This is a genomic window from Sphingobium lactosutens (assembly GCF_013393185.1).
GTDB lineage: Bacteria > Pseudomonadota > Alphaproteobacteria > Sphingomonadales > Sphingomonadaceae > Sphingobium > Sphingobium lactosutens_A.
Genome location: NZ_QJQX01000081.1, coordinates 1 through 11,501, shown reverse-complemented (window position 1 = coordinate 11,501; position 11,501 = coordinate 1). Strand labels below are relative to the sequence as shown.

The window sequence follows — 11,501 nt, the reverse complement described above, 5'->3', positions numbered from 1 at the left end:
TGGCTGTCGGAGGCGCAGATGCGCCGGATCGAGCCATATTTTCCGCTGTCGCACGGCGTGCCACGGGTGGACGACCGTCGGATTATCAGCGGTATCATCTTCGTGATCAGGAATGGCTTGCGATGGCGCGATGCGCCGGCCGACTATGGTCCGCCGAAGACGATTTATAATCGCTTCATCCGGTGGAGCCGGCTCGGGGTGTTCAACAAGATTTGCTCCGCCCTTTCGGCGCAAGGCGGCAAGCCTGACCAGTTGATGATCGATGCGACGCATCTGAAGGCGCACCGATGGTGGAGGTCATCCCGGCACAATGTTCGGCAATGCCATTCTGGCACCTGCCCCGGCACTGAAATCGTACTGATCCAAATCAGCATGGGTAAATCTATGCGACTTTCCCGTTGGCCCTACGTTGGGATTGTCGGCGGTTTTGCCCCAGCGCCGTCCTTCTAAAAGACAGGAACCATCATGTCCGAGAACAACCATGACATTTCCACTCTCAACGGCCTCATCGCCACCACGCTCGACAGCATGAAAGGCTATAGCGAGGCGGCCAAGGAGAGCGAGACCGGCCGCTATGGTGCGCTATTCACCTCGCGCGCGAGCGAGCGCCAGCAGGTCGTGACACGTCTGCAGCAGGAGGTCGCGGCGCTTGGCGGCGAACCTGAAGACGATGGCACTATGTTGGCCGGCGCGCACCGCCTGTTCATCAACCTCAAGGCGGCGGTAACGGGCCATGACGACAAGACGATTGTCAACGAAGTCGAGGCTGGCGAGGATCATATCAAGGCGAAGTTCGAGGATGCTCTCCAGGATAAGGAATTGTCGTCAGCGGTCCGTTCGCTGATCGAGACCGCCTATGCCTCCGTAAAGGAAGGGCACGACGAGATGCGCGACTTGAAGCACGCGCTGCGGAACTGAAAAACGAGTGGCGGGGGAAACACCACCTCTATAACCCTATGAGGGTGGATCGGCGTGCAGGTTCAACGGTTGCGCCTTCCGCTGATCCGTCGCTTGGGCTCTCAAGGCTCGCGAAACGACCCGGGCCGACATCTCCGAAAAATGGGACCAAGACATACTCGTTCGTGCAGAATATGCAGCGAAATCTGAGCCTTTGCTTGCCGTGCCGCCCGTAGAAGTTTCCTTGCAGTGTCTTCAGCAGCATCAGGCGTCATACTCACGGCAACGCCATCCGGTCCGTCGAGCATGACCTGCCCCTCTTCTGCAAAAGCCTTGCTTCCTCATAAACACTTGGCTGGCGCATATTGTCTCCATCACTGCATCAGCAGTGGACGCGCGCCAACCAAGGGTTCCTTCATTCCCGTATGAACAGATAGCATGGGTCGAATTCACTGAGTTGTCGCAACCCCGGCAGATCGAATATTGTGACATGGCCGCGCTGGATTTGCATCAATTTGCGCTCTCTCAGTTCCTTGAGCATCCGGTTGATATGGACAGCGGTCATCCCGCACGCTTCGCCGATGTCGGGCTGGATCAATGGGCATGAAAACATCCTGCCGTCGCTCAACCCAACAGCGCGCAATTTTGCTTCTATCTCGCAGAAGAAATGACCGACACGAGCAACGGCATCAAGACGGCCCAGGCGGAATATCCACTCGCGATGCATAGCTGCGTCAAGAAGCGTGCTGAACCAAAGCAGTTTCGTGAGATTGGGCTTGTCCCTGACAAGCTGGTCGAGCGCTTCGTGTCGCACTTGGGCGATCTTGCAGGGACCAAGTGTCGCCACATCATGGTCCAGACGCTTCAATGGATATCCATGAAGATCGACAAAGTCACCCGCTACATGCACCGCAACCAGCTGACGGATGCCTTCCCGATCATCCATATAGCGACAAATGAAGCCTTCAATCAGATAGGTGCTAACCGTGATCGATTGTTTTGAAATTGCCAGGCTATGGCGTGCCGGTACGTCTTTCACGGAATGGACGCTGGCCTCCAGCGCCATAAGATCATCTGCTGACAGGTCATCACGGCGACGATTGAGCAGGAAATCATTGAATATCGACATAGCATCCATCCTATCGAGCACGCATGCTTGCTCGCTGGGCACCACCGAAGGCTGTTGATGTTGCTGTTCTATCAGGCCGTATCCCTCGCAACTAGGAGCAATGATGGGCGATGCAGAAAGATGCAAGATCGATCCAGGAACCGCTGGATAAATCGGATGTACGCCTTGCAAGAAAGGCGGGCCGCACATCCGGTTGTTGCTGAGCTAGGGCAATCATCGTCTGAAGTACGAGCAAATCCCTAACCGGACAATTCGTGCGCAAGCCCTGACCCCGCGAAGCGCTGATCGTGCGCGTCTGGGACCTGCTCACGACCGGACTTCGGCCGACCAGTCACCGTCCGCAAGCGGCGTCAGCCCGCCGAACGCCGCCACGCTGATTGTCAACGACAGCTGTTCGCAGGCGAACCTCACCTCATTGTGTGGAACGGCTCGCAGTTCCTCGCCGGCGCCTGCGATACCGCCGCTCGCTACCACCACATAGCTGATCTCGCCGCTTGCGCAGGCTATGAGTGCCTCGACCCCGGTCCCGACCGGCTCGCCGCGATCATCGACTACCGCTATGGCGGCGATTTTGATCGCAGTGAATAGCGAGGGCTCTGATGCCTGCATTCTGGCCGATTTCGCGGAATCCCCGCCATCATCATAGGCGCGCTGCTGTCCGAGCCAGCGCCAGATGCCGACCAGATTGACGAGCGTGAGAAAGCCGTTGGTCGCGAGCAGATTGATCCGACCGCTCGACACACCGACACATGCCCAGGCGATCGACCCGACCGCAAATATGACGAACCCCCAGCCCGTCACCCGCGCTCCGAGATTGGCGACCGTCATCACCGCCGCGATCATTGTCGCAATGGGCGCGATCCAACCGGCGACCTCGCCCCACATTAGGCGGCCGAGACCTGGACGCTCTGGCTGTGCATGACGGCGGTGCCGAACGCTACCAGGAAGGCGACGTCGGCGGCATCGCGCCCGACGCCAATCTTGGCCATATCGCGTTCCTTGGCCATGCCGGTTGCATCGACCAGATGCCATTCGCCGCCGACGAACACCTCCGCGACTGCATGGAAGTCGGGCGGCTCGACCGCGAGCGCATAGACATTGGCGATCCGTGCGGGGATGCCGGCAGCGCGGGCGAAGGTGATCATGACATGGGCATAGTCGCGGCAGATGCCCTGGCGTTTGACGAAGGTATCGAGCGCTGTGGTCTCACGGTCGCTGACTCCGTGTACATAGGCGAAGTAGCGCGCTATCCAATCGCGCATCCCGATGATCTTCGCCCCGCCTTCGAGGCGGCAGAATTCGGTTTCGACGAATGTTTCGAACTGGTCGGACGGGCAATAGCGTGACGCTCACAGATGCTGGAAGGTTTCGTCGGTAAGCTGGTGTGGTGGCACCATTAGCAGATCCAGACAGTTGTCGAAGATGCGTTCAATCCGGACCGTGGCACGATAGTCGACCAAAAGCTGGCCCTGCACGCGCAGCCAGATGCGCTCGCCGATCAGGTCGTGCGACGCCACGCGCGCGGAATGCTCGGTCGGCGTGATGTCGATGAGCGCAGTTTCGATCACCTACTTGGGGATCGCGGCGGCTTCCAGTTGTAGCAGCACGTCGGTCGACTGCTCGAACCAGTAGTCGAGCTTGGTATGGATCACGAGGCTCATCGTGGCCGGGCGCGTTTCAGGCGGCGCTCATCACGGTCTGCGCGCTGCGACTGAACGCCTCGACCTTCTCCGAAACCAGCCGCGCATATTCCGTGAGGTCGCCGGCCTGGGGCACGCCGCACATCATGTCGGTGCGCGCGCCGATCACCGATCCCGAAGCCTGCATCGTCTCGATGCCGCGCAGCCAAGTCGACTGAATCTCGAACCCGGCCGAGGACATCCGGCTCCAAGCATTAAAAGGATCGATCATGGCAAATTCCTGAAACAGAGCATCATGCGAGCGTACGTACCGAGGGTTCACGCGCGTAGAAGCGCTGGGCAGCTGCTTTCACGAACTTGCTATCGAGACCGGTCACACCGTCGTCGGGCACCACCCCAGCCTTGTCGAGCAAGGGCTGCGCCGCATCGTTCGCACCGATCGCCTTGAGATGGCCGAAGGCGTTCATCACGAACTCGACCGCCGCGCCTTCCTTCAGCATCGCAGCGCAGCCATCCTCCGAGAGGATAATTCCCACCGCGTCGAAGATCTGGCTTGGTGTGCCAGCAAGCTGTCCGTCGGCCTTCTGCTGGGTGCCATCCGACAGCTTCGCGCCGCCGACCTTTGGCGCTACAATCACCGCCTTGCCCTTGGCCTTCCTCACCTTTTCGACTATTGCTGCCAGCTCGTCGGCATCCGTCCCATCGGTAATGAGCACGCCAACCGCGCGGCCTTCGAGCGTTGCCTTCATATTCTTGTGGATCGACAGTGCATCGGACGGTTCCATGTCGATCGGCTCTTTAGCGGCGGGCGCCTTCATCGGCAGGGGAATGTTCAGACCCGCCGCGACGCGCTTCGCCAAGTCCTCATCCACGTTGAGGAGATTGCTGACCATCCGGCCCGGCACCTGTTCGAGCAGGCCGACCTTCGACAGCTCGAACACGAAGGACGACGCAATATGCGCCTGTTCGGCCTCGGTCTGCGACCGATAGAACAGTCTTGCCTGGCTATAGTGATCTGAAAAACTTTCCGAACGCACGCGCAATTTGTCGCCGCTCTCGTCTGTTCCGGTAGCGGCATTTACCGTCGAAAATCCAATTGCCGGACTTTCGCGCGGCCCGCCGTCCTCGCCATGATCGGCAAGGCTGTTAGGTTCGTAGTTGGCACGGCCCTTGGGGACCTTCGTCTGCATCTTCCCATCGCGCTGGAAATTGCCGAACGGGCAGCGCGGCGCATTGATCGGAATCTGGTGGAAGTTGGTGGTCCCTAGCCGCGAGTTCTGCGTGTCGAGGTAGGAGAATAGACGTCCTTGCAACAGCGGGTCGTTCGAGAAGTCGATGCCCGGCGGAATGTTCGACGGCAGGAAAGCCACCTGCTCGGTCTCGGCGAAGAAGTTATCGACATTTCGGTTCAAGGTCAGGGTGCCGATCAGGCGCACCGGCACGTCGTCCTCTGGAATGAGTTTTGTCGCATCTAGCACGTCATAGGGCTGCGCGTTGGCGAATGCCTCATCGAAGACCTGGATGCCAAGATCCCATTGAGGATAATCACCGGTGTCAATCGCCTCGAACAAGTCGCGGCGATGATAATCGTTGTCAGCGGCCTGGAGCTTGAGCGCTTCGTCCCAGATCGTCGACTGCAAGCCCAACCGTGGCTTCCAGTGAAATTTCACGAAACTGGCCTTGCCAGCCGCGTTGACCAGCTTGAAAGTATGGACGCCGAAACCTTCCATCGTGCGGAAAGAGCGCGGCAGCGTGCGGTCGGACATCGCCCACATCAGCATGTGCGTGGTCTCGGGCATCAGCGACGCCCAGTCCCAGAAGGTGTCGTGTGCGCTGCCGGCCTGAGGGTAGCCGCGATCGGCCTCCATCTTCACGGCATGCACGAGATCGGGGAATTTGAGCGCATCCTGAATGAAGAACACCGGTATGTTGTTGCCGACCAAATCCCAATTGCCCTCGCGGGTATAGAATTTGACCGCGAAGCCGCGCACGTCGCGCGGTGTGTCGACCGAGCCCGCGCCGCCAGCGACGGTCGAGAAGCGCACGAACACTTCGGTTTTCTCGCCTTTAGTGAACACCGCGGCTTTCGACAGGTCCGAAATGTCGTCGGTCGCCTCGAACACGCCGTGCGCACCGGAGCCGCGGGCGTGGACGATGCGCTCGGGAATCCGCTCGTGATCGAAATGGAAGATCTTCTCGCGGAGCACGAAATCCTCGAGCAGCGTCGGGCCGCGTGTGCCGCTTTTCAGCGAATTCTGGTTGTCGGAGATTGGGACGCCATGATTGGTGGTCAGGGCGTCCACCCCCAGATCTTCGGCGGACTGATGGGTTTCACCGCCGGCGGTCTGTGCGGTTTTCGGGGGCTTGGTCACAAGCTGCTCCAATCATTCAAGGTCAGACAGGGGAACGGTCACCCATTGCTGAGCATCCAGGGAAAAGGATCGATCAGGCGACCGGCTCGCCAAGCTCGATCTCGACCGGTTTGAGCGTCCGTGCGATCGGGGTTGGTAGGCCGTCTGCCTTGAACTCAGCCATGAGTTCTTCCTTGCGGGCAGCCATCGCTGCGCCAAGCGCGACCAGATCGACTTCGGTGGCGCGGGCCTGGGCGAACATGCCCTCCTTGGGCATCTCCTCCTCATGAACGTGATGCTCGATCTCTTCGGACAGTACGGTCACCTTGGCTTCGTAGAAGTCCTCGCCGGGCTCGCTAGCCATGATCTGGCTGATCAGCAGCTTGGCGCCATCATGCTCGACATAGGATTCGTCGAGCAGGTCACTGTCGATCTTGCCCTTCAGAGCCGGGTAAAACAGCTCTTCCTCGATGATAGTGTGGATCACCAGTTCGGTGCAGATCTCGGTCGCGAGAGTTTTCTGCTTCGCCTTGGATGTGGTCGCGTCAAATTTATCGAATAGATCCGTAACTTTGCGATGGTCCGCCTTCAGGAGCGCTATCGCGTCAGATGCCTTGTCAGCCATGGTAAGTTCCTTCGCTTTGGAGAGCCAAGGCAAACAATTCCTGCCTCGCCTCCCACAACGCGCGAGGCGGGTCTTCGTCACTGTTGCGGATCATTCTCACGGGCTGCCGATAGCGACTGACTTCGATCAATCCGGGCACACACTCTGGCAGTTCGGGGAACGCTCTGCGTTTCGCTGAAGAGAAACGATGCGATCTGGTCGACAGCTACCGGAAAAGCGGACTGTCTGCACCTGAGGATCAAATAGCGATGGATGAACGGCTATAATGGGTCGAGATCGGCGGAATCTGGGATATTGCTGCCGCTTGAGAACATAGGCATGAATGTATTTTTCGACGGCGGCGGACAATCACATGGCTGCATGGATGTCAGCCGCAACGTCCGATCGCATCGAGCAAGGTAGACTGGAGGCGATGAACAATCCGCTGAAAGCTCGTGTCATCACTAAGCGCCCGTGCCAGGACGATTGCACCCTGTATTCCAGAAATCGCCTCTTCAGCGAGATCCATGGCCATCGCTGGTGGGACCTTTGCCACTTCGAGACAGTGAGCCAGAGCAGAAATCCACCGAGCGAAGTAATCCTTCACCTCGACCGCGAAGGTTTCGCCAGACGAGTTAAGCCCGAGGCATCCAACGACGCATACCCGTCTTCCAGAGCGGAAATACGCGGTCACATCGTCGAACATGGCCGTAACAGCCGCTGCCGGATCAGAAACATTCTCCAGCGGCGAGAAAATCGCGTCGGCGAACCAACCGTCGATGTTCTCAAGGACCGCCTTCATCATCTCATCTTTCCCACCGGGGAAGAAGTTGTAGAGGCTGCCTTTGCCCAGGCCGGTCGCTTTCGACAGAGCGGCCAGGGTCGCGCCCTCGAACCCGTGCTCGCGGAATGCCTCTGCCAATGCCGGCAGGGCACTTTCGCGATCGGTGAGGGCGCGCTTGGTACTCAAAGGCCGAGGTCGCTCAGCGACGCGTGGTCATCCGGACGGCGTCCGAGTGGCCAGAAGAACAGCCGTTCCGATTCCTTAATCGGCATCTCGTTGATGCTGGCGTGGCGGTTTGACATCAGTCCATCTTCGGCAAAGAGCCAGTTTTCGTTTCCGTAGGCGCGGTACCACTGTCCGGCGTCGTCGCGATACTCGTAAGCATAGCGCACGGCAATACGGTTGCCGGTGAACGCCCACAACTCCTTGATAAGCCGGTATTCGTGTTCCTTGTTCCACTTACGCTCAAGGAAGGCCTGTGCCTCCTGGCGGTTGGTCGCGAACTCGACGCGGTTACGCCAGCGCGTGTCGAGCGTGTAGGCCAAGGCGACCTTGGCGGCATCGCGGGTGTTCCAGCCATCTTCGGCCAGACGAACCTTCTCGACAGCGCTATCGTGGGAGAATGGGGGCAGCGGAGGACGGGACATTTCATTTCCTTTCAAGATGTGAAGGGTCTTGGCAAACGCCGGGGCCGCAAGGGCCGCCAGGAAGGGCAGCTATGAAATTGCGGCGGTTCATTCGATTCCCCGACGGGTTTGATCACTTGTACCTATCAGTACAATCTTGTACTGATAGGTACAAGTGATTTTTCATGCGGCAGATCGGCGTGCTGGTCCACTCGATGGACGACGCTGCATTTTCTAAGGCTGAGGTATGCGAACGTGCGCCAAAGCATCGCTCGGCGCAGGAAGAGCGGGTGCAGGTCCGCTGAGAAAGCTTGATGGCAGGGTAGTGGCCAGCGAGCGGCTGTAGCTGGCGACCGCCCTGCCGATCCGTAAGCGCCGACGGAACGAGGCCTTGTTGCCGGCACTGGAATAGGAAAGCTCGCGGCCTTTGAGGAGGCGAGAGAGTGGATATCGAGCAGTCAAACGAGCCTCGTATGAGCGGTCGCGGTGATGGCGGAGCGCTTGTACGGGTGGAGCGGCGTCGAAACTGGAGCGACGAGGAGAAGCTGGCGATCCTGAAGGAGACGACGGTACCTGGCGTCGTCGTATCGGCCGTGGCCCGGCGGCATGGGATAGGTACAGGCCAGCTTTACACCTGGCGTAAACAACTGCTCCGCGGAGCGATGGCAGGCTTCGTGCCGGTCGAACTAACATCGTCTTCGCGGTCGGCCAAAGCCGGGGAACCAGGGCGGATTGAGGTTCGCGGACGATGCGGCCTGACGGTGTTGGTTGATAGCGAGGTCGATCGGGCCGCCCTGAAACAGGTGCTGGACGTCTTGCGGGAGCTGGATCATTGAGCCTGGCTTTCCCGCCTTCGACAAAAATCTATCTGTCGCTGGCGCCATGCGACATGCGCAAGGGGTTTGACGGGCTGTCGGCGCAGATCCGCAATATTCTTCAGCTTGATCCCTTCTCGGGGGCGGTTTTCCTGTTCCGCGGGAAAAGGGGCGACAGGTTGAAGGCCCTGGTCTGGGACGGCTCAGGGCTATGTATGTATGCAAAGCGTCTCGAGCGCGGAAAGTTCGTGTGGCCCCGTGCTCATGAGGGCGCGCTCCGGCTGTCGGCCGCTCAGCTTGCGATGCTCGTCGAAGGGCTGAACTGGAAGCAGGCGATCGTCCACGACGAGGTGATCACGCCGAGGCTCGCATAGCCAAAAAGATCAGGAAAACCGCCATTTTATGTAGGATTTACCGTGGGCTTGCGCTATTATCGGCGGCATGCGGTTCGCCCTTGATCGCCTTCCCACAGACCCGGTTCTCCTGCAGAAAATGCTGCTGGAGATGGCTGATGTCATGGAGCAGGAACGGGCCGAACTGACGGCGGCGCAAGCCACCGTCAAAGCCCAGACCTTACGGATCGAAAAGCTCGAGCATCGTGTCGCGCGGCTGCTGCGCGTCCAGTTCGGCCGCAGCTCCGAGAAAATGGATATCGCCCAGCTGCGGCTGATGTTCGAGGAGGTCGAAGCCCCGGAACCGGCAAACGATGAGGTGTCAGCGCCGCCCGTGATGAAATCGGCCCGCAAACCCGGCGGCCGCGTTCCGCTTCCCGCACACTTCCCGCGTCAGACCGTTGATCATCAGCCCGGCCCGTGCAGTGTCGGTTGTAATGGACCGTCAGTGCAGATCGACGAGGCCGTCACTGAGGTTCTCGACTATGTCCCGGCGCGCTTCCGCGTCATACGCCATGTCCGGCCCAGGCTGGCGTGCCGATCCTGCGAACAAATCAGACAAGCGCACGCTGTCGATCTGCCGCTGCCCAAGGTGATGGCGAGCAGCGCCCTGCTGGCCCACCTCGTCGTCAATCGCTTTGTCGATCACCAGCCCTGGCACCGGCAGTCGGTAATCTTCCGACGGGTGGGGCTTCACATCGATCGGGATGTGATGAGCCGCTGGGCGCGAAAACTGGCATGGCTGCTGGCGCCACTGGGCGAGCGGCTGTTCGCCTATATCCGGGAGGCCGCCAAGATCCATGGTGACGACACGCCGGTCACGCTGCTGAGCAATGGCGATGGCAGCCGGACTGGGCACTTCTGGGTATATCTGCGTGATGATCGCTCAAGCGGTGACATGAGCCCGCCTGCCGTAGCCTTCCGCTTCAGCGCAGATCGTGGCGGAGCGCATCCGGCAGAACATCTCGTCGGCTATCAGGGGTATCTCCAGGCGGACGGCTTTGCGGGCTATAACGCGCTTTACCGCGACCCCAAAACCAAGGCGCCCAGGGACATCGTCGAAGTTGGATGCTGGAGTCACAGTCGCAGGAAATTTACCGACATACTGGAAAAGAGCCCGTCACCGATCGCGGCGGAGGCGGTCGTGCGGATCGCCGAACTCTTCGCCATCGAGCGCGATATCAAGGGTGCGCCACCCGATGAGCGGAGACGCATCCGCCAGATCAAGGCGGTGCCGAAGCTGGAGGCTTTGCGCGTGTGGCTCGAAACCCAGAACCGCGGCCTGTCGTCCGACAGCAATCTGGCGCGTGCGTGTCGCTATCCGCTCAATCGCTGGCAGGCCATGATCTGCTACTGCGACGACGGTCGGCTCGAGATCAGCAACAATCTGGTGGAAAACGCCCTGCGCGGTGTTGCGCTCGGGCGCCGGAACTGGATGTTCGTCGGCTCCATGAAGGGTGGAGAGGCCGCCGCGCTCTTCTACTCCCTGGCGGGCACATGCCGGCTAAACGGCGTCGAGCCCGAAGCCTGGTTCACCGACGTCATCGAACGCATCGGCAACCACCCGATCAATCGGATCGATGACTTCCTGCCGTGGAAATGGCAGACATCGAGGCTGACCAACGATCTGGAGAAGGCTGCGTGAGCAACGGCACTGTCGTGCGGATGAAGATTACGCTGGACGATGTCACACCGGCCGTCAGCCGAACGCTGGAGGTGCCGCTCAATATCCGCCTGGACCGTCTGCACACCGTCATCCAGACCGCCTTCTCATGGACGGACTCTCACCTGTGGGAAATGAGCTTCGGGCAGACCGGCTTTGGCATCCCTGATCCTGAATATGGCTTCGACGGACCGCTCGACGCCCGTAAGGCCACTCTCGCCCAGGTCCTGGCGGATACAAGGCGCAAGACCTTCCGATATCTCTACGACTTTGGCGACGCCTGGGAGCATAGCGTGAAGATCGAGTGCGTCAGCGCGGCCAGCCCGCACCTGACATATCCGCTCATCCTCGATGCAATAGGCATGCGGCCGCCAGAGGACTGTGGCGGACCATGGGGCTATGCCGAAAAGCTCGAAGCGCTCGGCGATCCTCAGCATGAATATCATGAAGAGGCGCTGGAAACCCTTGGCGACGACCATGATCCCAACGCCAAGCCTGATATCCCCCTGATCGAGGCAAGGCTGGAAGCGCTCGCGAAAAAATGGGCGCCACGGACACGCCGGAAAGCCTGATAGGCCGCGTCAATGCCGCCTTCCGTCG

The 11,501-nt window shown here is 59.9% G+C and carries 14 protein-coding genes and 1 pseudogene; 6 read left to right on the top strand and 9 right to left on the bottom strand.

Annotation, left to right across the window (positions count from 1 at the left end; genetic code table 11):
• Both DM806_RS23695 and DM806_RS23690 read left to right on the top strand, forming a co-directional pair.
• Window positions 1-288: pseudogene (locus DM806_RS23695) on the top strand (transposase); the annotation flags it as partial.
• 177 nt (window positions 289-465) lie between these two features.
• The gene (locus DM806_RS23690) at window positions 466-918 is read left to right on the top strand and encodes a PA2169 family four-helix-bundle protein (RefSeq protein WP_179045618.1); all 453 of its coding nucleotides are present in this window, start codon (window positions 466-468) and stop codon (window positions 916-918) included.
• Between the two features lie 394 nt (window positions 919-1,312).
• On the opposite strand, the gene DM806_RS23685 is transcribed toward DM806_RS23690, so the two are convergent.
• The 9 genes from DM806_RS23685 to DM806_RS23650 form a co-directional block, all read right to left on the bottom strand.
• Window positions 1,313-2,026 carry a Crp/Fnr family transcriptional regulator gene (locus DM806_RS23685; RefSeq protein WP_179045637.1) on the bottom strand — a complete coding sequence of 238 codons (714 nt, stop codon included), beginning with the start codon at window positions 2,024-2,026 and terminating at the stop codon, window positions 1,313-1,315.
• A 306-nt stretch (window positions 2,027-2,332) separates the two neighbouring features.
• Complete coding sequence (locus tag DM806_RS23680) at window positions 2,333-2,854, bottom strand: PRC-barrel domain containing protein (protein WP_256869460.1); 522 nt, start codon at window positions 2,852-2,854, stop codon at window positions 2,333-2,335.
• 56 nt (window positions 2,855-2,910) lie between these two features.
• Window positions 2,911-3,288 carry a transglutaminase-like domain-containing protein gene (locus DM806_RS27640; RefSeq protein ID WP_306294797.1) on the bottom strand — a complete coding sequence of 126 codons (378 nt, stop codon included), beginning with the start codon at window positions 3,286-3,288 and terminating at the stop codon, window positions 2,911-2,913.
• Between the two features lie 87 nt (window positions 3,289-3,375).
• The gene (locus DM806_RS27635; RefSeq protein WP_306294796.1) at window positions 3,376-3,594 is read right to left on the bottom strand and encodes a hypothetical protein; all 219 of its coding nucleotides are present in this window, start codon (window positions 3,592-3,594) and stop codon (window positions 3,376-3,378) included.
• 109 nt (window positions 3,595-3,703) lie between these two features.
• Window positions 3,704-3,937, bottom strand: coding sequence for a hypothetical protein (locus DM806_RS23670; protein WP_179045617.1), 234 nt, complete (start codon window positions 3,935-3,937; stop codon window positions 3,704-3,706).
• Between the two features lie 22 nt (window positions 3,938-3,959).
• On the bottom strand, window positions 3,960-6,038 hold the full coding sequence (locus tag DM806_RS23665; protein ID WP_179045616.1) for a catalase: 2,079 nt from the start codon (window positions 6,036-6,038) through the stop codon (window positions 3,960-3,962).
• A 73-nt stretch (window positions 6,039-6,111) separates the two neighbouring features.
• Window positions 6,112-6,642, bottom strand: a complete 531-nt coding sequence (locus DM806_RS23660; RefSeq protein ID WP_179045615.1) for a hemerythrin domain-containing protein — start codon at window positions 6,640-6,642, stop codon at window positions 6,112-6,114.
• Window positions 6,643-7,009: 367 nt separating this feature from the next.
• Window positions 7,010-7,591, bottom strand: coding sequence for a TetR/AcrR family transcriptional regulator (locus DM806_RS23655; protein WP_179045614.1), 582 nt, complete (start codon window positions 7,589-7,591; stop codon window positions 7,010-7,012).
• The gene (locus DM806_RS23650) at window positions 7,588-8,052 is read right to left on the bottom strand and encodes a nuclear transport factor 2 family protein (RefSeq protein ID WP_179045613.1); all 465 of its coding nucleotides are present in this window, start codon (window positions 8,050-8,052) and stop codon (window positions 7,588-7,590) included. Before DM806_RS23650 ends, DM806_RS23655 begins: the two co-directional genes overlap by 4 nt.
• A 422-nt stretch (window positions 8,053-8,474) precedes the next feature.
• On the opposite strand from DM806_RS23650, the gene tnpA reads away from it, so the two are divergent.
• The 4 genes from tnpA to DM806_RS23630 all read left to right on the top strand — a co-directional run bounded on the left by tnpA (window position 8,475) and on the right by DM806_RS23630 (window position 11,473).
• Entirely contained in the window at window positions 8,475-8,867 is a 393-nt protein-coding gene (tnpA, locus tag DM806_RS23645) for an IS66-like element accessory protein TnpA (RefSeq protein WP_179045612.1), read from the top strand.
• Window positions 8,864-9,220: an IS66 family insertion sequence element accessory protein TnpB gene (tnpB, locus tag DM806_RS23640; RefSeq protein WP_256869459.1), complete on the top strand. Its 357-nt coding sequence runs from the start codon at window positions 8,864-8,866 to the stop codon at window positions 9,218-9,220. Before tnpA ends, tnpB begins: the two co-directional genes overlap by 4 nt.
• A gap of 67 nt (window positions 9,221-9,287) precedes the next feature.
• The gene (tnpC, locus tag DM806_RS23635) at window positions 9,288-10,883 is read left to right on the top strand and encodes an IS66 family transposase (RefSeq protein WP_179045611.1); all 1,596 of its coding nucleotides are present in this window, start codon (window positions 9,288-9,290) and stop codon (window positions 10,881-10,883) included.
• A complete protein-coding gene (locus DM806_RS23630) occupies window positions 10,880-11,473 on the top strand; it encodes a plasmid pRiA4b ORF-3 family protein (protein ID WP_372859145.1) in 594 nt (197 codons plus the stop codon). The genes tnpC and DM806_RS23630 overlap by 4 nt, the downstream gene beginning before the upstream one ends.
• Window positions 11,474-11,501: the final 28 nt, after the last annotated feature.